General features: G+C 73.4%; 19 protein-coding genes, 1 tRNA gene and 1 pseudogene. 5 read left to right on the top strand and 16 right to left on the bottom strand.

What is annotated here, in order from left to right:
* Positions 1-18 precede the first annotated feature (18 nt).
* From ACI79Q_RS10620 to ACI79Q_RS10610, 3 genes are all read right to left on the bottom strand, one after another.
* Positions 19-867, bottom strand: coding sequence for a hypothetical protein (locus tag ACI79Q_RS10620; protein WP_456614672.1), 849 nt, complete (start codon positions 865-867; stop codon positions 19-21).
* Positions 868-1,289: 422 nt separating this feature from the next.
* Positions 1,290-3,554, bottom strand: a complete 2,265-nt coding sequence (locus ACI79Q_RS10615; RefSeq protein WP_456590618.1) for an immune inhibitor A domain-containing protein — start codon at positions 3,552-3,554, stop codon at positions 1,290-1,292.
* Positions 3,555-3,891: 337 nt separating this feature from the next.
* Positions 3,892-3,979, bottom strand: a tRNA-Ser gene (locus tag ACI79Q_RS10610).
* A 277-nt stretch (positions 3,980-4,256) separates the two neighbouring features.
* On the opposite strand from ACI79Q_RS10610, the gene ACI79Q_RS10605 reads away from it, so the two are divergent.
* A complete protein-coding gene (locus tag ACI79Q_RS10605; RefSeq protein WP_456614667.1) occupies positions 4,257-5,333 on the top strand; it encodes an alpha/beta hydrolase fold domain-containing protein in 1,077 nt (358 codons plus the stop codon).
* Positions 5,334-5,418: 85 nt separating this feature from the next.
* Here the strand turns inward: ACI79Q_RS10605 and ACI79Q_RS10600 are convergent, their stop codons facing one another.
* The 4 genes from ACI79Q_RS10600 to ACI79Q_RS10585 are packed head-to-tail and all read right to left on the bottom strand — an operon-like array spanning position 5,419 to position 8,884.
* Positions 5,419-6,267: an ABC transporter ATP-binding protein gene (locus tag ACI79Q_RS10600; protein WP_456590616.1), complete on the bottom strand. Its 849-nt coding sequence runs from the start codon at positions 6,265-6,267 to the stop codon at positions 5,419-5,421.
* 27 nt (positions 6,268-6,294) lie between these two features.
* Entirely contained in the window at positions 6,295-7,068 is a 774-nt protein-coding gene (locus ACI79Q_RS10595; protein ID WP_456613582.1) for an ABC transporter permease, read from the bottom strand.
* Positions 7,065-7,916 carry an ABC transporter permease gene (locus tag ACI79Q_RS10590; protein WP_456600234.1) on the bottom strand — a complete coding sequence of 284 codons (852 nt, stop codon included), beginning with the start codon at positions 7,914-7,916 and terminating at the stop codon, positions 7,065-7,067. The genes ACI79Q_RS10595 and ACI79Q_RS10590 overlap by 4 nt, the downstream gene beginning before the upstream one ends.
* The gene (locus ACI79Q_RS10585; RefSeq protein ID WP_456590612.1) at positions 7,913-8,884 is read right to left on the bottom strand and encodes an ABC transporter substrate-binding protein; all 972 of its coding nucleotides are present in this window, start codon (positions 8,882-8,884) and stop codon (positions 7,913-7,915) included. The genes ACI79Q_RS10590 and ACI79Q_RS10585 overlap by 4 nt, the downstream gene beginning before the upstream one ends.
* Before the next feature lie 205 nt (positions 8,885-9,089).
* Here ACI79Q_RS10585 and ACI79Q_RS10580 point away from each other — a divergent pair, with 205 nt between their 5' ends.
* Both ACI79Q_RS10580 and ACI79Q_RS10575 read left to right on the top strand, forming a co-directional pair.
* Complete coding sequence (locus ACI79Q_RS10580) at positions 9,090-9,893, top strand: IclR family transcriptional regulator domain-containing protein (RefSeq protein WP_456590611.1); 804 nt, start codon at positions 9,090-9,092, stop codon at positions 9,891-9,893.
* On the top strand, positions 9,890-11,092 hold the full coding sequence (locus tag ACI79Q_RS10575) for an MFS transporter (protein ID WP_456600233.1): 1,203 nt from the start codon (positions 9,890-9,892) through the stop codon (positions 11,090-11,092). The genes ACI79Q_RS10580 and ACI79Q_RS10575 overlap by 4 nt, the downstream gene beginning before the upstream one ends.
* 129 nt (positions 11,093-11,221) lie before the next feature.
* Here ACI79Q_RS10575 and ACI79Q_RS10570 read toward each other — a convergent pair.
* The 5 genes and pseudogenes from ACI79Q_RS10570 to ACI79Q_RS10550 all read right to left on the bottom strand — a co-directional run.
* Positions 11,222-12,139, bottom strand: a pseudogene (locus ACI79Q_RS10570) (ABC transporter ATP-binding protein); the annotation flags it as partial.
* Complete coding sequence (locus tag ACI79Q_RS10565; RefSeq protein WP_456613580.1) at positions 12,136-13,227, bottom strand: ABC transporter ATP-binding protein; 1,092 nt, start codon at positions 13,225-13,227, stop codon at positions 12,136-12,138. The gene ACI79Q_RS10565 and the pseudogene ACI79Q_RS10570, both read right to left, overlap by 4 nt.
* A complete protein-coding gene (locus tag ACI79Q_RS10560; RefSeq protein WP_456600231.1) occupies positions 13,224-14,222 on the bottom strand; it encodes an ABC transporter permease subunit in 999 nt (332 codons plus the stop codon). Before ACI79Q_RS10560 ends, ACI79Q_RS10565 begins: the two co-directional genes overlap by 4 nt.
* Complete coding sequence (locus ACI79Q_RS10555) at positions 14,219-15,160, bottom strand: ABC transporter permease (protein ID WP_456590637.1); 942 nt, start codon at positions 15,158-15,160, stop codon at positions 14,219-14,221. Before ACI79Q_RS10555 ends, ACI79Q_RS10560 begins: the two co-directional genes overlap by 4 nt.
* Positions 15,157-16,686 carry an ABC transporter substrate-binding protein gene (locus tag ACI79Q_RS10550; RefSeq protein WP_456590606.1) on the bottom strand — a complete coding sequence of 510 codons (1,530 nt, stop codon included), beginning with the start codon at positions 16,684-16,686 and terminating at the stop codon, positions 15,157-15,159. Before ACI79Q_RS10550 ends, ACI79Q_RS10555 begins: the two co-directional genes overlap by 4 nt.
* Positions 16,687-16,823: 137 nt before the next feature.
* Here ACI79Q_RS10550 and ACI79Q_RS10545 point away from each other — a divergent pair, with 137 nt between their 5' ends.
* On the top strand, positions 16,824-17,843 hold the full coding sequence (locus ACI79Q_RS10545; RefSeq protein WP_456600230.1) for a dipeptide epimerase: 1,020 nt from the start codon (positions 16,824-16,826) through the stop codon (positions 17,841-17,843).
* Positions 17,840-18,883, top strand: coding sequence for a DUF1611 domain-containing protein (locus ACI79Q_RS10540; RefSeq protein ID WP_456600229.1), 1,044 nt, complete (start codon positions 17,840-17,842; stop codon positions 18,881-18,883). Before ACI79Q_RS10545 ends, ACI79Q_RS10540 begins: the two co-directional genes overlap by 4 nt.
* Before the next feature lie 6 nt (positions 18,884-18,889).
* Here ACI79Q_RS10540 and ACI79Q_RS10535 read toward each other — a convergent pair whose 3' ends face one another.
* From ACI79Q_RS10535 to ACI79Q_RS10520, 4 genes are all read right to left on the bottom strand, one after another.
* Positions 18,890-19,048, bottom strand: coding sequence for a hypothetical protein (locus tag ACI79Q_RS10535; RefSeq protein ID WP_456590603.1), 159 nt, complete (start codon positions 19,046-19,048; stop codon positions 18,890-18,892).
* 14 nt (positions 19,049-19,062) lie between these two features.
* The gene (locus ACI79Q_RS10530; RefSeq protein WP_456600228.1) at positions 19,063-20,190 is read right to left on the bottom strand and encodes a class E sortase; all 1,128 of its coding nucleotides are present in this window, start codon (positions 20,188-20,190) and stop codon (positions 19,063-19,065) included.
* A 169-nt stretch (positions 20,191-20,359) separates the two neighbouring features.
* On the bottom strand, positions 20,360-21,946 hold the full coding sequence (locus ACI79Q_RS10525) for a fibronectin type III domain-containing protein (protein WP_456614666.1): 1,587 nt from the start codon (positions 21,944-21,946) through the stop codon (positions 20,360-20,362).
* Positions 21,947-22,283: 337 nt separating this feature from the next.
* Complete coding sequence (locus tag ACI79Q_RS10520; RefSeq protein WP_456614665.1) at positions 22,284-23,498, bottom strand: acyl-CoA dehydrogenase family protein; 1,215 nt, start codon at positions 23,496-23,498, stop codon at positions 22,284-22,286.
* Positions 23,499-23,592 lie beyond the last annotated feature (94 nt).

Below are 23,592 nucleotides of genomic sequence, written 5' to 3'. Positions count from 1 at the left end.
GCCTCGTGGGAGCGGCGCTCAGCGCAGCGCGGTCACCAGGGTGACCCCGGTCGCCCCGACGGTCTGGACGACGAAGCCGAGCTCGGCCAGCGTGTCGGCGAGGGCGGCGGCCATGACCTCCTGCACGACCACGTGCGCCGCCTCGCCGCGCGAGTGCTGCACGCCCATCCGGTCGTGCGTCCGCCAGCTGACCAGCACCCCGCAGGACGCGGTCTCGGGCACCAGGCAGACCCCGCCCGACGTTCCGCTCCCGGCGGCGTCGTGCAGCGGCAGCCCGGCCTCGACCAGCGCCGCGGCGACCTCCACGACCAGGGTCGTCAGCGGGTCGGTGTCGGTCAGCAGCGCGTCCCAGTCCTCGGGTAGCCGGTCGAGCTGGTCGCCGAGCTCGGTCAGCCAGACCCGGTCCGCCGGCGAGGGGCGCGGGGCGATCGTGCCGTCGGCCCGGGGGACGCCGAACACGGTCACGGCCGCCAGCTCACCCGCCAGCGCCGCCCAGTCGGCGTCGATCCGGTCGGCGAAGGGGCCGGCCATGGCCTGCGCCGACCCGTCGACCAGCCACCAGCCGTTGGCGGCCCCGGGAGTGGGGCCGGCCGGCCGCGCGGGCGCGGGCGCCGCGGCGGGCCGGACGGCGAGGGCGACCGCCTGGGGGCTCCGCTGGGTCCCGCGCCCGGCCGGGGCGGGGGCGGCGCGGCGCCCGGCCGGGTGGGTGCCGGCGGCCCTCGCCGCCGCGCGCTGGACCTGCTGGGTGGCGGCCGCGCCGGCGTACTCGTACCGGGCGGTGGAGCTCGCGCCGAGCGCGACCACGACCGCGGTGCACAGCAGGAAACCGAGCACCGCCGCGGCGGGCCACAGCAGCATCGTGCCCATGATCACCGGGAAACTCCTCCGTGCCTCGTCGCGGCCGGGGAAGGTGCCGCGATCACGGGAGAAGTTACGGCGCACCGACCCCGCGATCGGCGGGTTCGGCGCCTCACCGGAAGGCCCGTCACCGGATCGTTGCGACCGCCCCTGCCGCGGCACGGTGACCCGTCCCGCGGGCCACCGCCATGTCGACATGCACCGCGTCGACCAGCGTGGATGCCGTCGGCGGTCGGACCGGTCACCCCTCGCCGGCGCTGCCGCCCGGCATGTCGGGCGGCCGCGCCGAGGGGCCGCGATGCGCGCTGCGGGCGCCGTCCCCGGGGGGTCGCGCGCCGCGCCCGCACGTCGCTGCCCGGCGCACCGTCCCGGGGACGCGGAACGGCCCGCCGGCGGGTGCCGGCGGGCCGTTCGCGTGCTGCGCTACCGGGTCAGTTGACCCGGACCTGCATGAGCGCACCCTGCGCGCTCATGCCGGTGACGGTGATCGTCGTGCCGGTCTTCGGCACGTCGACGCCGGTCCAGCCGTTGGCGTCGGGCTGCTCGCCCGGGGCCACCCACCAGTCGAGCGTGTCGTCGAAGGTGCGGACGGCCGGGAGACCGCCGACCCGGCCGGCCACGCCGGTGTCCGGGTCGTGCAGCGTCAGCTTGTCCGTCGGCTGGAGCCCGAAGGTCGAGTCGTAGGACTGGACCCGCGGCCGCCAGCTCTCGCCGTTGGTGCGGTCCTCACCCTCGTCGTCGGTCGGCTCGTAGAGCAGGCCCGGGTGGGCGTCGACCGGGAGGACGAGGCCCGCACCGGGGTGGGCGCCGACGTTGTTGTCGTTGTACTGGGTGTTCCAGTAGCTGATCAGCAGGCCGTCCTGGTACGGGAAGTGCTCCACCCAGTCCGGACGCCGCGGGTCACCGAAGTTGTACGGCCCCGTCTTCAGCCCCGTGTCGTAGCCGGTGTAGGCCCGGTTCTCGAGGATGTAGGCGTTGAAGTACGAGTTCGTCGTCGTACCGGTGGTCAGCTCGAAGCCGTCCAGCGTCCAGTCGGTCACCGGTGCGTCGTCGATGGCCACGGCGTCGACCTGCAGGCCCGGCTCGGTGGCCGCGCCGTCGGTCCAGTACCGGAAGCCGACCTGCGCCCCGTCGGGCACGCCCGCCAGGCCGGCCGTGAGCTCGACCCACTCGCCACCGGTGCTGCCGGTGATGCCGTGGCCGAAGTTCTGGCCGTTGGGGTCGGTGGTCGTCGACAGGTTGGTCGGGATCGACGTGAAGGTGGCCCCGCCGTCGGTGGTGTACACCGCGTACGCGTAGTCCCAGTCCGCCTCGATCTCGTACTTGACCTGGGCGGTCAGCTCAGCCGCCCCCGCGGGCTTGGGCGCCAGCATGCTGTGGTCGAGGTTGTCGCCCGAGCCGGAGTACCAGAAGTCCTCGCCCTCGAACGGGGTGCCGATCGTGGTGGTGACCTCGTTGTCCGGGAGGACGACGACGGCGGCCTGGTTCTCCTTGGAGTTGTACGCCGCCGGGCCGAGGCGCAGGTTCGCGCTCTCGCCGGGCTGCACCACCTCGTAGTTGAGCCAGCCCAGCTGCAGCTTCTCCCAGGCGCCCATGTGGATCGGCTGGGTGCCGATGCCGTCCTCGGGGCGGCCGGAGTTGCCGTAGGAGCCGGAGCTCATCAGCGTCCAGAAGGCGGTGCTGTTCTCCGCGCCGCCGCTGTTGCCGGAGGTGTCGTACAGGTCGGGCAGACCGAGGTCGTGGCCGAACTCGTGGGCGAAGACGCCGACGCCGCCGTTCTCGGGCTCGACGGTGTAGTCACCGATCCAGTACTTCGACCCACCGACCTGCGTGCCGCCGAGCGGGTTGACCGCACCGTTGACCGTCGGGCCGGCGGTGCCGATCCGGTTGGTCTGGTTGTACCAGCGGTGGCTCCAGATGGCGTCGTCGCCGAGGACGCCGCCACCGACCTCCTCACCCTCGCCGGAGTGCACGGCCTGGAAGTGGTCGATGTAGCCGTCGGCCTCGTCGAAGTTGCCGTCGCCGTCGGAGTCGTAGCGGTCCCAGACGTCGAACTGCGAGAGGTACTCGTCGATCTGCTCGGCCGTCTTGCCGGCGGCCAGCTGGTTGGCGTACCAGGTGTTGACCGAGTCGTTGATGAAGCCCCAGACGGCGCTGTCGCCCAGGTCGTTGTCGCCGTAGGAGGCGCCGGTGCCGGGCACCTGCACCCAGTCCTCGACCTCGCCGGTCACGGTGTAGCGGCCCGAGGAGAGCTGCTCGTAGAAGTTGGCCACCGAGTTGACGCCCGGCTCGGAGCTGTACAGCAGGGTGTCGAAGTAGCCCTGCGAGAAGTCCGGGGTCCAGATGGTGGTGTTGTCCACCGACCGCTTGGGCTCCGGGATCGAGTTGTGCGGCAGGTCGCTGAACTCGCCGAGGACGGTCCAGATCGCGTCGCTGTCCTCCTGGGCCAGCTCGACGTAGCGGCCCCGGGCGACCTCGACCACCTTGTTGTTGCCGCGCGGCGTGGCCTGCCCGGTGAGCACCTGCTCGAGTGCCTCGGCACGCAGCGCCTGCTGCGTCTCGGCGAGCGGGTTGGGCAGGTCGTGGGCGCGCTGCGGGGTCGCGGGGGCGTCTTCTGCGGGGGGTGCGGCGGAAGCCGTCACGGGAACCGCCATGACCAGGGCGGCACCGGCGACGACGGCCAGAGCTCTCTTCAAGGATGGTTCTCCTGCGTTCGGAGGAAGACCGTCCAGCCGGACGGTGGGGGGCCACCGGCGGCCGCTCGCGGACGGTCGAGCGGGACGTTAGATGCGGCCTGCACGTGTGTCTACATATCGACACCGCCCGGTTACGCAGGGGCCGCACCCCGCGGCGGGCGACTACGGATCCGACCAGGCTCTTTACCGTTGCGAAACAGTTCCCGGACCGCCGGATCCGACCCGGCAGCGTCCCACTGTCTGGGACGATCGGGTGCGGGGTGGGATCCGCCGCAGGTCAGGCGGCAGCGCGGAGACGTGCCGGGGCGAGGTGACGACGCCCTGCGGCACCGCAGCGCGGAGGGCGTGGGATTCGAACCCACGAAGAGGGGTTACCTCTTAGCGGTTTTCAAGACCGCCGCCATCGGCCACTAGGCGAGCCCTCCTGGCGCCGTCGAGGCTAGTGCGTCACCCCGGACGCCCGCTCCCGGCCCACCGCGCCGAACCCGGCGCCGGACGCCGTGCGCGGACCGGCAGGAAGCGCGGCTCGATCTGCCGATCGGCACACACGCTCGACTCCCGCGGCGGCGCCGCATCGCCCGGTCCCAGCCGGTTTCCAGCGAGTGGAAGCTGCTCCTCGTGTCCGGCCGAGGGTGTGCCTAGCCTCACACCACCCACGCTCCGCACCGGCAACGTCGCCACCAGGAATGGAGTCCGGATCCCATGCAGCACACCGCACGTGCACCCCGACGACAGGGCGCGATCACCGCCGCCTGCGGCCTCGCCGCCGCCTCCACCGTCGCGCTGGCCCTGGCCACGCCCGCCCAGGCGGCACCGCCCGCTCCCGAGCCGACCGTGATCAGCGACCTCGCCTACGGCCCGGCCACCCCGGGTAACCTGCTCGACCTGCACCTCCCCGGCACCCCCCGCCGGCACGCCCTGCCGCTGGTCGTCTGGCACTCCGGTTCCGCGTGGTTCAGCAACGACGTGAAGACCGGCGAGCAGGCGCTCGACGTCGTCGAGGAGTTCACCGGCCGCGGCTACGCCGTCGCCACCATCAACGTGCGCTCCAGCGCCGACGCCCGGTTCCCCGAGCAGGGCTACGACGTGCGGGCCGCCGTCCGCTACCTGCGGGAGAACGCCGCGCAGTACGGCCTCGACCCGGACCGCTTCGCGTTCATGGGCAACTCCTCGGGCGGCTGGTCGGCGGCGTTCGCCGCGACGACGAGCGACATCGAGCAGCTGCCCGGGGAGACGGGCGTCGACGGCACCTCCAGCGCCGTGCAGGTGGCCGTGCCGTTCTTCCCGCCGACCGACTTCCTCTCCATGGACACGTTCGCCGCGGACAACGACCTGCCGATGCAGCCGGGGATCTACCCCCACGATGCCCCGACGTCCCCGGAGAGCCTGCTGATCCACTGCCCCGGCGAGGAGTTCCCGGGCCAGCTGAGCATCCAGGCGTGCCCGGAGGAGACCGAGGCCGCGGACCCGAGCAGCTACATCGAGGGCGAGGAGATCCCGGTGTGGGTGCTCCACGGCCTGGCCGACCCGCTGCTGCCGTACAACCAGAGCCGGCTCGTCTACGACACGACGACGGCCGAGGGGAACGAGGCGAGGTTCACGCTCGTGCCGGACGCCGGCCACTCGGTCGACGACATCATCGGCGCCGAGGTCTCCACGACGTGGATGACGAACCACGCCGGGCGCGAGCGGGTGGTCAACCGCGCCGCACCGACGTGGCACGACATCGACAGGTTCCTGCGCGCCGGCTTCGCCCAGGCGGAGCGCGCCAACCGCTGAGCCCGCGAGAGACGGCGAACGGGGCCCCGGCGCAGCTGCCGGGGCCCCGTTTCGCGCGTCTCGCGCCGGGCCCCTCGGGGAGCGGTCAGAACCCCGAGTGGTCGGGTGCGGCCGGTGCGGGCCCGGTCACCGGACTCGCGGCCACCGGCTGCGCCGGCTCCTCGGCCGGCTCGTCCTTGGGCCGGTGGATCTGCTCGTAGACCCGCGCGCGGAGCTCGGCGAACCGCGGGGACGAGCGGGTGGTGAGCTGGTCGCGCTCGTCGGGCAGGTCGATCACCAGGTCGTCGCGGATGACCGTCGGCGAGTTCGACAGGATGAGCACCCGCTGCCCGAGGTAGACCGCCTCGTCGATGTCGTGGGTGACGAACAGCGTGGTGACGCCGAACTTGTGCCACAGGTCGCGGATGAGGTCCTCGAGGTCGGCGCGGGTCTGCGCGTCGACGGCGGCGAACGGCTCGTCCATGAGCAGCACGTGCGGCTCGTAGGCGACCGCGCGGGCGATGGCCACGCGCTGCTGCATCCCGCCGGAGAGCTGCCACGGGTAGGCCGCGTGCGCCTCGGCCAGGCCGACGGCGGCCAGCGACTCCTCCACCAGCTCGTTGCGGCGGGCGGCGGGCAGCTTCTTCTGCTTCAGCGGCAGCTCCACGTTCTCCCGCACCGTCATCCACGGGAAGAGGCTGCGCCCGTACTCCTGGAAGACCACGGCCATCCCCGGCGGGGGGCCGTTGACGACCTCGCCCTCCATGCGGACCTCGCCGGACGTCGGCTCCAGCAGGCCGGACATGATCTTCAGCAGCGTGGTCTTGCCGCAGCCGGAGGGCCCGACCAGGCAGGCGAGCTCCCCGGCCGGGAGGGTGAACGTGAGGTCGCGGACGGCCTCGACCGTGCGGTCCTTGCTCTCGTAGACCTTCTTGATGCCGCGGACGTCGAGCATGGGGAACCTTCCAGGTGGTGAAGGAGGTCAGGAGGAGCGCTGGGCGCGGCGCAGGCCGTGGTACCAGGCGAGCTGCCGGCTCTCGACGATCCGGAACAGCAGGGCCAGCAGGAAGCCGAGCAGGCCGAGCATGAGCATGCCCGCCCAGGTCTCCGCGATGGCGAAGCTGCGCTGGGCCTGGACGACGGCGTAGCCGAGCCCGTTGGTCGCGGCGAAGAGCTCGCTGATGACCATGAGGATGATCGCGACCGAGAGCCCCTGGCGGAGCCCGGCGAAGATCTGCGGGCTGGCGCTGGGCAGCACCAGGCGGCGCAGCCGGGACCAGCCGCGGAGGCCGTACACGCGGCCGGTGTCGCTGAGCACCTCGTCGACGGCGCGCACGCCCTCGACGGTGTTCAGCAGGATCGGCCACATGCAGCCGAAGGCGATGACGACGATCTTCATGCCGTCGCCGAGGCCGAACAGCAGGATGAAGATGGGCACCAGCACCGGCGGCGGGATGGCCCGGAAGAACTCGAACACCGGCTCGGTCACCGCCCGCACCGTGCGGGAGGTGCCGATGAGCACGCCGAGGGCCAGGGACACCGCGACGGCCAGGGCGTAGCCGGCCGCCAGGCGGTAGAGGCTCGGCCAGACGTCGGCGGCCAGGCGCGGGCCGAACCACTCCTCGACCAGGCTCTCGAGGATCTCCGACAGCGGCGGGAAGAAGAAGTTGGTGCTCCCGGCGCTGGCGAACCACCAGGCGGTGAGCAGGATGACCGGCAGGCCGAGGGTCATCGCCACGCGACGCAGCACGCTCATGCCGCCACCTCCGCTCGCTGGGACGGGTGCCACGACAGCGCCCGCCGTTCGACGGCCCGGAAGACCAGGTTGACGATCACGCCGAGGATCCCGGTGACGACGACGATCGCGTAGGTGGCCGCCACCGCGCCACTGCTCTGCGCGTTGTTGAGCAGCTGCCCCAGGCCCGGGGTGCCGATGACGAGCTCGGCGGTGACCGCGAGGATCAGCGCCACGGCGGCCCCGAGGCGCAGCCCGGTCATCACGTACGGCAGCGCGGTGGGCCAGGTGACGTGCCGCACCCGCGCCCAGGGGCCCAGCCCGTAGGCGCGCGCGGTGTCCTGCGCGACCGGGTCGACGTCCTGCACGCCGTAGAGGACCTGGATGAGGATCTGCCAGAAGGAGGCGTAGACGACCAGGAGCAGCTCGCTCTCCAGGTCGTTGCCGAACAGCAGGACGGCGATGGGGATCAGCGCCACCGACGGGATCGGGCGCAGGAACTCGATGGTGGAGGCGGTGAACTCGCGGGCGAACCGGAACGTGCCGAGCAGCAGCCCGAGCAGCACGCCGGCCACCGCGGCGATCGCCAGGCCGATCGCCCAGCCCTCGAGGGTGTCCAGGACCGCGGTCCAGAACTCCGGGCGGCCGAACTGCACGAGCAGCTCGGCGCCGATCTCCGAGGACGGCGGGAACCAGCGCCGCGGAACCAGGCCGATCCGCGGCGCGATCTCGACCAGCGCGATCAGCGCGAGCAGGCCCAGCAGCCCCAGGGCCCAGGCCGGCACCTGCCGCCGCCGGCCCGCCTGCGGAGAGCGGGCCGGCGAGGCGGCGGGATCCGCCGACGCCCGGGTGGCGGTCGACCCGGTCACGGCAGCAGGGCGTCCAGATCCGGCGCCTCGTCGAGCAGCCCGTCCTCGACCGCGAGGTCCGCAAGGGTCTGCACCGAGTCGCGGTTGATCTCGGCCGGCCACGCCGGCAGCGTCATCTGCTCGGCGACGGCCGGGTCGATCTGGGTGTACTCGCCGAGGATCTCGCGGACGGCGTCCGGGTTCTCCTGGGCGTACTCCAGCGACTGCGCCATCGCGTCGCTGAAGCACTCGACGGCCTCGGGGTTCTGCTGGGCGTACTGCTGGCTGGTGAAGTACGTGGCCACGGTGAGGTCGTCGGCGGTGTCGACGAAGTTCGACGTGACGACCTGGGCGCCCTCACCGGTCGACAGGGCCAGGAAGGGCTCCACCACCCAGGCGGCGTCGACGTTGCCCTGCTCGAGGGCGGCCGGCATCTCCGGGAACGGCAGCTCGACGAACTGGATGCTGTCCGGGTCGCCACCGGCGGCCCGGACCGACTCGCGCACCGTCGTCGTCCCGATGTTGTTCAGCGTGTTGACCGCCACGGTGCGGCCGGCGAGGTCGGCGGCACCGGTGATGCCGGAGTCCGGGGTGGTGACGACGGCGCCGAAGTCGGCCCCCTGCTCACCGGTCGAGGCGACGCCGTTCGCGACGACCTGCAGCGGCAGGCCCTCGCTGGCGGCGAGCAGCAGCGAGGTGACGTTGCTGAAGCCGAACTGCGACTGGCCGCTGACGACCGCGGGCACGATGGCCGCGCCGCCCTGACCGGTCTCCAGGGTCAGGTCGAGGCCGCACTCCTCGAAGAAGCCCTGCTGGTCACCGAGGTAGATCGGCGCGACGTCGACGATGGGGATGACGCCGACCGACACCTGCTCGAGCCCGCCGCCCTCGCCACCACCGGTGGTGCCGCCCGCCTCCTCGTCGGAGCCGCCGCAGGCGGCGACCAGCATCAGCGGCGCGGTGACGAACGCAGCGACGGTGCGGCGCATGAGATCTCCTTCGATGACGACCGAGCGTCACATGTGTTCGCTATGCGAACGCATGTGTGCGATGTGAACGGAGGAACGCTGACACGTGAGCGCTGTCACGTCAAACGGTCGTGACCGTGCCGTATCCGTGCGCATACCGCACTCGCGTTCCCGATGCGCACCGTACAGTGATGCCGCTCACCACCGATCCGACCGAAGGAGCGCCGTGACCTCCGTGCCCGACGAGCGGCCGGTGCCCGTCCGGGACGGCACCTTCGTGCAGTCCCTCGACCGCGGTCTCGCCGTCATCCGCGCCTTCGACGCCCAGCACCCGAGGCTCCAGCTGAGCGAGGTCGCCCGCGCCACCGGGCTCACCCGGGCGGCCGCCCGCCGCTTCCTGCTCACGCTGGTGCAGCTGGGCTACGTGCGCGCCGACGGCCGGGAGTTCTCGCTGCGCCCCCGGGTCCTGGAGCTGGGCTACTCCTACCTGTCCGGGCTCACCCTGCCCGAGGTCGCGCAGCCGCACCTGGAGGCGCTGGTCGCCCGGGTCGAGGAGTCCTCCTCCCTGTCGGTGCTCGACGGCGACGACGTCGTCTACGTGGCGCGGGTGCACACCAAGCGCATCATGACCGTGATGATCACCGTCGGCACCCGCTTCCCGGCCCACGCCACGTCCATGGGCCGGGTCCTCCTCGCCGGCCTGCCCGACGAGGAGCTCGACGCCTACCTGGCGCGGGCGGAGCTGCCCGCGCTGACCTCGCGCACCGTCACCGACGCCGCGGAGCTGCGCCGCGTGCTGGCCACCGTGCGGGCGCAGGGCTACGCGATGGTCGACCAGGAGCTGGAGGAGGGGCTGCGCTCGGCCGCCGCACCGGTCCGCGACCGCAGCGGCGCCGTCGTCGCCGCGGTGAACCTCTCGGTCAGCGCCAGCCGCACCTCGCTGGAGCAACTGGAGGACGAGTACGTGCCGCCGCTGCTGGAGACCGCCACCCAGATCGAGCACGACCTCGGCCGCAGCTCCCGGTCGTGACCGGTACCGGCACCCGCACCCGCCCCGCATGGCGGCTGGCCCTGCCGGCCGTGGCGATGGTCCTGGTCGCGCTCTGCCTGCGCGCGCCCTTCGCCGCCGTGGGCCCGCTCCTCGGGGAGCTCGGCGACGAGCTGACGCTCTCCACGGGCGCGCTCGCCGTCGTCACCGCCCTGCCGCTGGTCTGCTTCGGGCTCATCTCACCGTTCGCCCCCGCTCTCGCCGGCCGCGTCGGCGTGCACCGCGCCGTGCTGCTCGGCGTCGCCCTCCTGGCGATCGGGATCCTGCTGCGACTGGCCGCCACGCCCGGGCTCTACGTGGGCACCGTGCTGCTCACCGGGGGCATCGCCATCGCCAACGTGCTGCTGCCCGCGGTCGCGCGTGCGGAGTACGGCGCGCGCAGCGCGGTGGTCGTGGGGATGATCGTCGCCTCCATGGCGGCGTCCGCCAGCATCGGGGCCGGGCTGGCGCAGCCGCTGGCCGCCGCGGCCGGCAGCGCCGTGGTCGGCCTGCTGCTGTGGGGCGTGCCGGTGCTGGCCGCCCTGGTCGCCGTGGCCGCGCTCGCCCGTGCTCGGCGCGACGTCCCCCCTCCGCCGCCCGCCCCCTCGGGCGCCCGCACCGCGGTGCTGCGCGACCGGGTGGCGCTCGCCGTCACGCTGTTCTTCGGGCTCCAGTCGCTCTCGTTCTACGCGATGCTGACCTGGCTGGCCGACATCCTCCAGGCCGAGGCCGGCGTCTCCCCAGTCGCGGCCGGCGGCCTGCTGGCGCTCGCCGCCGCGCTGGGCGTCCCCGCCTCCCTGGTGGTCCCGCCGCTGGCCGCGCGGCGCCCCGGCCAGCAGGGGTGGGTGCTGGTCGGCACCGTGCCGGTGATCGTGGCGATCGTGGGGCTGCTCGTGGCCCCGGCCGCGGCCCCGCTGCTGTGGACGCTGCTCTACGGCATCGGCACGGGAGCGGCCTTCCCGCTGGCCATGGCGCTGATCCTGCAGCGCACCCGCGACGTCGCCCAGACCGGCCGGCTGTCCGCGTCGGCGCAGAGCGTGGGCTACCTGCTGGCCGCCACCGGCCCGCTGGGCGTCGGCCTGCTGCACGAGGCCACCGGGGAGTGGGTCCCGGGGCTGCTGCTCCTGCTGGTCGTGGTGGTGGGTCAGACGGCCGTCGGGATCGCCGCGGCCCGCCCCCGGCTGGTCGGCCCCGCCGTCTGACCCCGACCCCCAGGGGTCGGCGGTGACGCCCTCCGGGGTCTTCGTCACGGGGGTGCCGGCGACGCCGTGCAGGTGGCATGCGGCCAGCTGGCCGGGCGACCCGGCCGGCTGCAGCGCCGGGTCGACGTCGTCGCACGGCTCGAAGACGTACGGGCAGCGGGTGCGGAACCGGCAGCCCGAGGGGACGTCGGAGGGCGAGGGGACGTCGCCGTGCAGCACGATCCGCTCCCGCGCCCGCTCCTGCGCCGGGTGCGGCACGGGCACCGCCGACAGCAGCGCCTGCGTGTACGGCATCTGCGGCTCGCTGCCCACGGCGGCCGCGGGCCCGATCTCCACGATCCGCCCCAGGTACATGACCGCGATCCGGTCGGAGATGTGCCGGACGGCGGAGAGGTCGTGGGAGATGAACAGCAGGGTGAGCCCCAGCTGCCGCTGCAGCCGGCGCAGCAGGTTGAGCACCTGGGCCTGCACGCTCACGTCGAGGGAGGCGATCGCCTCGTCGCAGACCAGGAAGTCCGGCTCCCCCGCCAGCGCCCGGGCGATGCCGACGCGCTGGCGCTGCCCACCGGAGAACTCGTGCGGGTAGCGCCCGGCCACCACCGGGTCCAGGCCCACGAGCTCCAGCAGCTCGCCCACCCGCGCCGCGCGTTCGCGCTTGCCCGAGCGCAGGCCGTGCACCTCCAGCGGCTCGCTCACCGTCTGGGCCACGGTGCGCCGCGGGTCGAGGGAGGCGAACGGGTCCTGGAACACCATTCCGGCCCGGCGGCGCATCTCCTTGAGACCGCGGCGGTCCAGCGAGGTGACGTCGGTGCCGTCGAAGGTGATCGTCCCCCCGGTCGGCGGCACCAGCCGCAGCAGCGCGTTGCCCAGCGTCGACTTCCCGCAGCCGGACTCCCCCACCAGGCCCAGGGTCTCGCCGCGCAGGATGTCCAGGTCGACGCCGTCGACGGCGCGCAGCACGCTCGCCGGCGCCCGGCGCAGGCCGCCGCCCCCGACGGGGAAGTGCACCTCCAGGCCGCGGGCGGAGACCAGCACGTCCTCGCTCATGCCGGGCTCCCCCCGTCCGTGCCCTCGGTGCACCAGGTGGCCGCGCGGTGCGGCAGCCCCGCGCCCTTCCCCGACCCTTCGCCGGCGTAGGCGCTCGACGCGGTCGCGCCCGCCGGCCCGCCGGCCGCGGCGCGGGAGACGACCGCCAGCGGCGGCTGCTCCGTCTCGCAGCGCGGATCGGCCCGCACCGGGCAGCGCGGCCAGAACACGCAGCCCGGCGGCAGGTCGGTGGGGGGCGGCGGCAGACCCGGGATCGCGGTCAGCTCGGGCACCTCGCCGTCGGGGCCCACCGGTGCGGCCAGGTCGGGCAGCGAGCCCAGCAGCCCACGGGTGTAGGGGTGTGCCGGGCGCTCCAGGACGTCGTCGACAGTGCCGTCCTCCACGCACCGGCCGCCGTACATGACCAGCACCCGGTCGGCGATCCCGGCGACCACACCGAGGTCGTGGGTGATCCAGATGACGCCGGTGCCGTGCTCGGCCTGCAGCTTCTCGACCAGGTCGATGATCTGCGCCTGCACCGTGACGTCGAGCGCGGTGGTCGCCTCGTCGGCGATCAGCAGCGACGGGGAGTTGCTCAGCGCGATCGCGATGACCACCCGCTGGCGCATGCCGCCCGACAGCTCGTGCGGGTAGCGGTCCAGCGCCTTCTCGGGATCGGGCAGGCCGACCTCGCGGAGCAGGTCCGCCGCGCGGGTCCGGGCGTCGGCCTTGGAGACGTCGCCGTGCGCCCGGATGCCCTCGACCAGCTGCCGGCCGATGGTGAGCACCGGGTTCAGCGAGGTCATCGGGTCCTGGAACACCATGCCGGCGCCCGGGCCGCGCACCTGGCGCAGCCGCTCGGGTGACATGGTCAGCAGGTCCTCGCCCTGCAGCAGCGCCCGGCCGGTCACCGTCGCCACCCGGGCGGGGAGCAGGCCGAGCAGCGCCAGCACCGAGACGCTCTTGCCGCTGCCGGACTCCCCGACCACGGCGACCGTCTCCCCCGCGCCGACGGTGTAGCTCAGCCCGTTGACGACGTCGGCCGGCCCGCGCGGGGTGCGCAGCCGCACCCGCAGGTCCTCGACCTCCAGCACCGGCTCGCCGCTCACTTGCCACCCCCGGCCATCAGGGTGCGCTGCCGCGGGTCCAGCGCGTCGCGGAGCCCGTCGCCGAGCAGGTTGAAGCAGAGCACGGTCAGAAAGATCGCCATCCCCGGGAAGAACGCCAGCCACCAGGCCAGGTCGATGTAGCCGCGTCCCTCGGCCAGCATCAGCCCCCACGAGGGGTTGGGCGGCTGGGTGCCCAGACCGAGGAACGACAGCGCCGCCTCGGCCAGCACCGCGAACGCCAGGCTGATCGAGGTCTGCACGATGATCGGCGGCGCGGCGTTCGGCAGGATGTGCCGGGTGAGGATCCGCCAGTCCGAGGCCCCCACCGACCGCGACGCCCGCACGTAGACCTCCTCGCGCACGCCCAGCACGCTCGCGCGGGTGACCCGGGCGAAGATCGGCGTGTAGACGATCCCGATCGCCAGCGCGGTGTTGCCCGACCCGGGTCCGCGGACGGCGAGGACGGCGATCGCCAGCAGCACGGCGGGGAACGCGAAGAGCATGTCCATGAACCGCATCAGGACGTCGTCGACCCACTTGCCGTAGTAGCCGGCGAGCAGGCCGATCAGGGTGCCGACGACGAGCGCGAAGCCGACGGCGAGGAAGCCCACCCGCAGCGACACCGAGGCGCCGAGGATGACCCGGCTGAGGATGTCCCGGCCGAGGTCGTCGGTGCCGAACGGGTGCTCCCAGCTGGGCGACTGGAGCCGGTCGGTCACCGAGATCTCGTTGGCCCCCTCCGGGGCGAACGTGTCGTCGAAGAAGGCCACGACCACGATCAGCAGCAGGACCGCCGAGGCGATCGCCGCCGTCGGGTTGCGCGCCAGCAGGCCGAGCGTCTCCCGCCAGCGCGGGCGGGCCGGGCGCAGCGTGGGCGGCGCCGACCGCGACTCCCGCTGCGGCGATCCGCCCGGGGGCTCCTCGGGGGCCTCCGGGCGGCGCTCGCCGCTCGGCTCCTGGTAGGGCGGCGGCCCGGGGGTCGGCTGGATGCTCATCGGCGGATCCGCGGGTCGATGGCGGTGTAGAGGAGGTCGACGACGAGGTTGATCACCAGGAAGACCAGCGCGAACAGCAGGATGGCACCCTGCAGCACCGGGTAGTCGCGGGCCTGCACCGCCTGCAGGGCCAGCTGACCCAGCCCCGGCCAGGAGAAGACGATCTCCACGACGACCACCCCCGACAGCAGGTAGGCCAGCTGCACGCCGGTCACCGTGACCAGTGGCAGCAGGGCGTTGCGGAGCACGTGCCAGGAGAAGACCTGCCGCTGCGGCAGCCCCTTGGCCTGCGCCGTCCGCACGTGGTCGGCGCCCAGGGCCTCCAGCATGCTGGACCGGACGAACCGGGTGATCACCGAACCGGAGACCACGCCGGTCACCAACGCCGGCATGAGCAGCCGCTGGAACCAGGCTCCGGGGTCCTCGCTGAGCGGCACGTACCCGCCCGAGGGCAGCCAGCCCAGCGTCCCGGCGAAGACCAGGATCAGCACGATCCCCATCCAGAAGTCGGGCACCGAGATGCCGAACTGGCTGATCACGGTGGCGACCCGGTCGACGAGCGAGCGCGGGCGCAGCGCCGAGATCGTGCCCAGCGGGATGGCGATGAGCAGGGCGACCAGGATCGCGGCGAACGCCAGCGTCAACGTGGCCGGCAGCCGCTCGGCGATCTGGGAGGTCACCGTCTCGCCGCTGCGGAAGCTGACCCCCAGGTCCCCGGTCAGGGCCCGGCCGAACCAGCCGAAGAACTGCTCGACCAGCGGCTGGTCCAGCCCCGACCGCTCGCGGAGGGCGTCGTAGCTCTGCTGCGAGAAGCGGGTGCCCAGGGCGAGCCGCACCGGATCGCCCGGTACGAGGTGCACCAGGCCGAACACGATGACGCTCACTCCGGCGAGGACGACCGCCGACTGGCCGATCCGCCGGAGGACGTAGCCGGTCAGGGCAACTCCACGCCTTCGAAGTTGATCGCCTTGTCGGCGCGGATCTCGTACCCGGACAGCCCCGGCGCCCAGGCCTGCACGACGTCAGGGTTGTAGAGGTACACGTAGGAGACGTCGTCGACGATGAGCTGCGCCGCCTGGTCGTAGAGGTCCTTGCGGGTGTCCTCGTCGGTCTCCGTCGACGCCTCGGTGAGCAGCCGGTCCACCTCGGGGTTGCTGTAGCCCTGGTAGTTGTTCGAGCCGTCGGTGATGTGCTGCGAGTGGTAGTAGTCGAACGGGTCGATGTTGCCCAGCCAGCCGAGCATGAAGGCGTCGAAGTCGCCCTGGCTCTGCCGGTCCAGCCAGGTCGCGAAGTCCACGGTCTGGACGTCCACGTTGATCCCGATCGGCTGCAGCTGGCTGGCGATGACCTGCGCGGCGGTGACGGTCTCGGGGAACTCGTCGGTGACCATCAGGCCCATCGTGATGGGCGTCTGGACGCCGGCCTGCTCCAGCAGCGCCTGCGCCTCCTCGGCGCTCGGCTCGAACGGGGCGTAGTCGTAGTAGTAGAAGCTGTCCTCGGGGATGGCGGTCTGGTTGGGCTGCGCCGCCCCGAACCGGGCCGCCTCGGTGACCGCGGCGCGGTCGATGGCGGTGGCGATCGCCTGCCGCACCTGCGGGTTGCCGAAGGGCTCCCGGTCGTAGTTCATGCTCATGTACCAGTAGTCGACGCTGGGCGTGGTGGCCAGCTCGACGGCGTCGTCGCCCTCCAGCGACTCGATCTGCTGCGGCGGGATGTTGTCGGTCCACTGCACCTCGCCGTTCTGCAGCGCGGTGAGCGCCGCGGCCGGCTCGGTGATGTAGCGGAACTCGACCCCGTCGAGCGTGGGCTCCTGGCCCCAGTACTCGTCGAACCGGGTCAGCACCGTGCTGCTCGCGTCCGAGCTCTCCAGCTGGAACGGGCCGGTGCCGACCGCCTCGGTGTTGAGGTCGAACTCCTCGGCCGCGCCCTCGGGCAGGATCGCCATGCCCTTGAAGCCGCCGATCAGCGCCGGCAGGTTGGGCGTCGGCTGGCTGACGGTGATCTCGACGGTCTGCGGATCGGCCGCCTCGACCGACTCCACGTTGGCGAACCGGTACGAGTTGGCGAGCTCCTCGTCGATGATCCGGTTGTACGAGTAGACGACGTCGGCGGCGTCGAACTCGCTGCCGTCGTGGAACGTGACGCCCTCGCGGAGGGTGAACGTCCAGGTCAGCCCGTCCTCGCTGGTCTCCCAGCTCTCGGCCAGGCTGGGCTCCATCGTCAGGTCGTCGGCGGCCGGGACGACGAGGGTGTCGTAGACGTTCTCCAGGATCTGGAACGCCGGGTAGGCCGTCGTCGTGTGCGGGTCGAGCTTGTCGGGCTGCGCGCTCACCGCGGCCACGAGCACGTTGTCCCCGCCGCCGCCACCGCCGCCACCGGTGTCGACGCTCTCCCCACCGCCGCCGCAGGCGGAGAGGGCGAGCGCGCCGACGGCGCCCAGGGACAGGAGTCGGGTGGTGCGCACGGGAACCTCCGGGGTCGGGGCAGGTCGTCCACCTCCGACCTTGACCCCGTCGCTGCCGGCCGACAACCCGAACCGACCGCTGAGCAGGATCGTTGCCTGTTCGAGACATCCCGGCCGTGGCCCGCCAGACTCACCCCGTGGAACTCACCTGCCGTCGCCTGACACTGCGCCTGCGCGACACGTTCACCATCGCCCGCTCGTCGGTGGACACCGAGGAGGTGCTCGTGGTCGGGCTCGCCGACGGGGGCGTCCGCGGGTACGGCGAGGGCGCGCCGGTGGCCTACTGGGGCGAGTCGGTGCCCGCGATGGCCGACGCCGTCGCCGCGGACGGGCGCGCGCTGCTCGGCGACGACCTGCGCGACCTGGAGGGCATCGCCCGCCGGCTGCGCGCCTGGGACGGCCCGCAGGGCGCGAAGATGGCCCTCGACGGGGCGGTGCACGACTGGGTGGGCCGCCGCTACGGCCTGCCGGTCTGGCGGCTGCTGGGGCTGGACGGGGTGCTCCCGCCGACGAGCTTCACCATCGGGATCACGACCGTGGCCGAGACCGCCGCCCGGGTCCGGCGCGCCCCCGGCTTCGCCGTCTACAAGGTGAAGGTGGGCGGGCCGGAGGACCTCGCCCGGCTGGAGGCGATCCGGTCGGTCACCGACGCCCCGCTGCGGATCGACGGCAACGAGGGCTGGACCCTCGACCAGGCCCGCGACCTCCTGCCCCGGCTGCGCGAGCTGGGGGTCGAGATGATCGAGCAGCCGTTCCCGGCAGCCGACCTGGACTCGTTCGCCCGCTACCGCGAGTTGCCCGGCCGGCTCCCGGTCTTCGTCGACGAGGGTTGCAAGGACCTGGCCTCGGTGGCCGGCATCGCCGGTTACGCGGACGGCATCGTGGTGAAGCTGGCCAAGTGCGGCGGCATCCGCGAGGCCCACCGCATGATCGCCGCGGCGGCCGCGCTGGACCTGCGGGTGATGCTCGGCTGCATGATCGAGTCGCAGCTCGGCATCGCGCAGGCCGCCCAGCTGGGCCCCCTCGCCGATCTGGTCGACCTGGACGGCCACCTGCTGATCAGCGACGAGCCGTTCACCGGCCTGGGCTTGCGGGACGGGCGGCTGGTGCTGCCGGACGCACCGGGGCTCGGGCTCGTCACGGAGGATGCGGCGTGAGCGCCGAACGGCTCGCCGTCCTCACCGGTGGCCAGCTCGCGGAGTCCTACGCCAAGACCGCCCACGGGGTGCTGCGCTACGGCGCCCGCGAGGTCGTGTGCGTGATCGACGACGTCCACGCCGGGCAGCGGGCGGTGGACGTCGTCCCGTTCTGCGCCCGCCCCGTGCCGGTCGTCGCCGACGTCGCGGCGGCCCGGGAGCTCGGCGCGACGACGGTGCTGCTCGGCGTGGCCCCGCTCGGGGGCCGGCTGACCGACACCTGGCGGCGGACGCTGCTCGCGGCGCTGCGCCTGGGGATGCACGTCGAGGCGGGGCTGCACACGGATCTGGGCGCCGATCCTGAACTGGCGGCGGCCGCCCGGGCGGCCGGGGTCCGGATCCGGGACCTGCGGGCGGTGCCGGACGACCTCGGGGTGCCGCTTACCGGGCCGGTCGGGGCCCGGGTCGTGCACACGGTGGGCTCGGACTGCGCGATCGGGAAGATGAGCGTCGTCCTGGAGCTCGACCAGGCCGCGCGGGACCGCGGGCTGCGCTCGGTGTTCGTGGCCACCGGGCAGACCGGGGTCGCCATCTCGGGGTGGGGCATGGCGGTGGACCACGTGATCTCCGACTTCGTCGCCGGCGCCGCCGACCGGCTGGTGCGCGAGGGGGCGACCCGTGGTGATCTGCTCTGGCTGGAGGGCCAGGGCTCGATCCACCACCCGGCCTACTCGGGGGTGACGCTCGGCCTGCTGCACGGCTCCTCGGCGGACGCGCTGGTGCTGTGCCACCGGGCCGGGCGCACCGCGATCGCCGACTACCCGGGCACCGCGCTCCCGTCGCTGGGCGAGATCGTGCGCGGCTACGAGCAGGCCGCCGGGTGGGTGCGCCCCGCGCGGGTCGCCGCCGTCGCGCTGAACACCGCCGGGCTGGACGACGCCGACGCCCGGGCCGCGGTCGGGTCCGCCGCGGCGGAGACCGGGCTGGTCAGCGACGACGTCGTCCGCTTCGGCGCGACCCGGGTGCTCGACGCCGTGCTGAGCGCGCTCGACCGGGGGTGAGCCGGGTCAGCCGTCGACGGTGACGTCGTTCCAGGGCAGCTGCGGCTCCACCCAGGGGAAGACGACGAAGAGCAGCAGGGCGCAGACGGCGAGCGCCAGCACCAGCGCCTCCAGCGTCTTCGCGCCCCTCCCGCCGGGCAGGGAACGCCAGATCCAGCCGTACATCGCAGCCTCCTCGGTCAGCTCTCGCGCAACGCCGGCGGGCCGTCGGGCATCTCCGCCTTGGGGATGCCCGCGCCGTCGAGCTCCGCGTGGATGATCAGCCGCTGCTTCGCGGAGAACCGCGGGTGGCAGGTCGTGAGCGTGAGGTAGGAGCCCGTCGGCCCGACGGCGACATCGGCGTTCGGCGTCGGGGCGATGACCGAGACGTCGCTCGGGCTGACGATCTGCATGCCGGGGATCCCGCTGGGGTCGGCGTCGACGTCGCCGGTCGCCGGGTCGCCCAGCACCCGGTACACGAACCAGGTGTCGGCGGTCTCCACGACGATCGGGTCGCCGGCGCGCATCGCGTCCAGCTCCAGGAAGGGCGAGCCCTTGCCCACGCGGTGGCCGGCCAGCGCGACGTTGCCGGGCTCACCGGGCATCGCCGTGTCGGCGTAGTGGCCCGGGCCCTGCGAGAGCTCGTTCTCGGTGGTCCCCTCGAGGATGACGCGCGCGTAGTCCTCGCCCAGCCGCGGGATCCGCAGGACGCCGAACGCGTCCCCGATCTCCACCTGGACCAGGCCGGCGTCGGCGGGGGCGTCCTCCCAGCGCTCCTGCAGCTCGGCGCTGAGCTGGCCCTGCCGGCGGTCGGTGAGCAGGTCGGTGACGTACACCTCGTAGACGACGAACAGGAGCAGCACCAGACCGGCCGTCACGAACAGCTCGCCGATGCCGCGGGACACCACCTGCCACCGCGGTTCGCGGCGCCGGGGGCCGCCGGCCGGCTCCTCGCCGTCGTCGTCCCACGACGGGTCGTCCCAGGACTGGTCGTCCCACGACTGGTCGTCCCAGGAGCCATCGACCGAGGTGCCGCCGTCCGAGGGGATGTCGTCCCAGGACCCGTCGTCCGAGACGAGCTGGTCCCAGTGCTCGTCCCACGGCCCGTCGTCCCACGGGCGTTCGGCCGAAGGGGCGTCGGCGACGGTGCCCGCCGGGCTGCCACCCCCGGCCGGGCGCGCGCCGTACCGCGGCGCGGCGGCGCGACTGGATACCGGCGGTACGGGCGGGCGACCGAGCACCGGCACCACGTCGGGCTCGGCGACGCGGTCCCACCGCTGCGTGGGACGGGTGTCGTCCTCGCGCCGTCCCCGGTCCGGGTCCGCCATACCGTGCCCCCGGTCGTCGGCCTGCGTGCACGCCCGTGGCGCGCCTCGCCAGATGTTAAGTGACGGAACAGGTGCTCAGCGTGATCCGACGCGCCGTGGGACGCCGGAGGCCCGGGCCCGCCGGTGAGGGCGGGACCCGGGCCCCAGATGCGTCGTGCGGCCGTACGGATCAGGCGGCGCGACGGCGGGCGGCACGCAGCAGCGCGCCACCCGCGGCGAGCGCCACCAGTCCGCCCACCACCGGCACGGCGATGTCGGCACCGGTGGAGGCCAGCGTGGTGCCGGCGCCGGTGGGCGCCGTCGTCTCGTCCTCGGCGGGTGCGGCGACGGTGACGTCCAGGCGGAGGAAGCGCTCCGTGCCGTCCGGCGCGAAGCCGGAAGCCACCAGGCTGTGCTGGCCCGCCGCGAGATCGGCCGGCACGGTCACCGCCGTGCGGAAGTCGCCGTTGCCATCGGTGGTCGCGGTCCCCAGCAGCCGCGGCTCGGAGTAGATGACGATGGCCACCGTCGAGTTCGGCCGGAATCCCGTGCCGATGACGACCAGCTCCTCGCCCGGGGCGGCACTGGTGATGTCACCCTTGTCGGTGGTCAGGGTCAGCGACGTGGTGGGGACGGTGGCCGGCACCCGGGGGGTGTCCGCCTTCTCCTCCGGGGCCGGCTCCGGAGCCGGCGGGGTGCTCGTGACCGGGGCGGACGGCGTGACGGTCAGCGCGTTGCTGATCGCGCCCGGTCCCCGACCACTGGTGGCGCGCACGACCACGATCGCCGGCGTGCCGTTGGTCAGACCCGGGACCGTGCCGGTACGCGCGCCATCCTTGGTCGAGGTCGTGGTCAACGGTGCCCAGGCGTCCTTGTCCACCCGGTACTCCCAACCGGTGACCGCCGTCCCCGTGTCGGTGCCGGGGGTGAAGGCGACCGTGGCCGAGCCGTCGCCCGCGGTCAGGGCCGTCAGCGTCGGAGCGTTCGGCGCGGGGCAGTCGACGTAGTTTCCGCTGACCGAGCCGTTGCCGCCGATCTCACTGACACCGTTCACCGTGGCCGTCTCGGGCGCCAGGTTCGAGCCACCACCGCCACCGGCGCCGTCCTCACCGTCGCTGCCCCCGGCGCCGCCGCCGTAGAGGCCGCCGCCACCACCGCCCGCATTGTGGCCCGTGGCCGCACCACCGACCCCGCCGATGCCGTCGCCGCCCGTCCCGGAGCTCCAGCCGGACGCGCCGCCGGCGCCGGGCGCCGAGGCCGTGCCGCCGGTGCCGCCGAGGACACCCGCCGACTCGTCGACGCCCTTCACGCCGACCGGGCCGGCGTTCCCCCCGCCGACGTAGTAGCCGCCACCACCGCCGCCGCCGGCGATGATCAGCGGCGAGCCGTCGAGGAGGAGTGCGCTGCGCCCGCCGCCGCCACCGCCGAAGTGACCGTTGCCACCACTGGGCTGACCGCCGCTGCCGCCGCCTAGTCCCTCGAATCCCGGGATGTCGAACGGGGCGCCGCTCTGGCCGGCCACCAGTTCGAAGACCTGGCCGGGGGTCGCGGGCAGGCGGGCCTCGACGCGCCCACCCAAACCGCCGTTGCTGTGGTTGCCGCCGCCACCGGACGCCCCCGACACCACCCAGTCGACGGCGCACACGCCGGCCGGGATGGGCTCCGTCATCGTCGACGCCGACGTGGTGCCCCAGGAGATGTCGGTGGGCAGGTCCGCCTGCGCGACGCCGCCGACCGCGAGAACTGTCGTGGAGAGGCCCATCGCACCGACGGCCACGAGGCCCAGGGCACGACGAGATGGAGACGTGGAACGCACGCCGACCCCCGTGATGATCGAACCCGGGACGCCGGGCGCGGACGCCCGGAGCCGGGCGACGGAGCACGGGACCACGCGCACTCCGGCGCTCCGGTGGCGCAACGCCGCCTGGCACGGGCGTGCCTGCGCGTTACCCGTTCGTGATCCTGGATCGCCGACGACCGGCCGACGCGCTCGTGGATGCAGTCGAAACTGTGCCGAACGCCGTCCGGCGGGTTGTCAGGTCACGGGACGCTCGTCGGGCGCCCGGCGGGTGCCCGACGCCGTCGTCACCACCCTGCCGGGGCGGCGACTCGCGTCACCGGATCTGCACGCCGGAGATCGTGCGGGCGATGACCAGGCGCTGGATCTCCGAGGTCCCCTCGAAGATGGTGTAGATCTTCGCGTCCCGCGCCATGCGCTCGACGGGGTAGTCGCGGGTGTAGCCGTTGCCGCCGAGGATCTGCATCGCCTGCTCGGTGACCCGCACCGCGGTCTCCCCGGCGACGAGCTTGGACATCGAGCCCTCGGCCGCGGTGAACTGCTGCCCGTTGCGCGCCATCCACGCGGCCCGCCAGACGAGCAGGCGGGCGGCGTCGATCCGCGTCCGCATGTCGGCGAGCTGGAAGGCGATCGCCTGGTTCTCGATGATCGGCCGGCCGAACTGCACCCGCTGCTTCGCGTAGTCAAGCGCGTAGTCGTAGGCGGCCCGCGCCACCCCGACGGCCTGCGCGCCGACCGCCGGCCGGGTGCGCTCGAAAGTGGCCATCGAGGGCTGGGTGCGCCCGCTCTTCGCGCCCTCGCGGGCACGGGTGAGGCGCTCCTCCAGCCTCTCCCGCCCGCCGAGCAGGCAGTCACCGGGGATGCGGCACTCGTCGAGGACGACCTCAGCGGTGTGCGAGGCGCGGATGCCGTGCTTCAGGAACTTCTGCCCCTGGCTGATGCCCTTCGTGCCCGGCGGGACGACGAAGCTGGCGTGCCCGCGCGCCTTGAGCTCGGGGTCCACGACGGCGGTGACCACGTGGATGTCGGCGATCCCGCCGTTGGTCGCCCAGGTCTTGGTGCCGGTCAGCACCCACTCGTCGGTCGCCTCGTCGTAGACCGCCCGCGTCCGCATGGCGCCGACGTCGGACCCGGCGTCGGGCTCCGAGGAGCAGAAGGCGGCGACCTTCGGCTGGGCTTCCGTGCCGAACATGGCCGGGATCCACTGGCCGACCTGCTCGTCGGTGCCGTTCGCACGCACCGAGGCCGCGGCCAGCGTGGTGCCGACGATCGCCAGCCCGATGCCGGCGTCACCCCAGAAGAGCTCCTCCATGGTGAGCGGGATGCCGAGGCCGGATTCGTCGAACCACTGGGTGGCGAAGAAGTCGAGCGAGTAGAGCCCGATCTTCGCCGCCTCCTGCAGCACCTCCCAGGGGAAGGCCTCCCGCTCGTCGTACTCGGCGGCCGCCGGGCGGACGACGGTCGCGGCGAACTCGTGCACCCACTTCTGCAGCTCGACCTGGTCCTCGGTGAGCTCGAACGACACGGCCATGCGGGTTCTCCTGTCAGTGCAGCCCGTTGATCATCGGCATCTGGTGGCCGTCACCGGCGTGTCGACCGGCCATTCGCCGATGATCGACGACGGA

The sequence above is a fragment of the Blastococcus sp. SYSU DS0828 genome (assembly GCF_054050975.1).
Note: the sequence above shows the minus strand (reverse complement) of the source record. Positions and strands in the feature narration are given on the sequence as shown.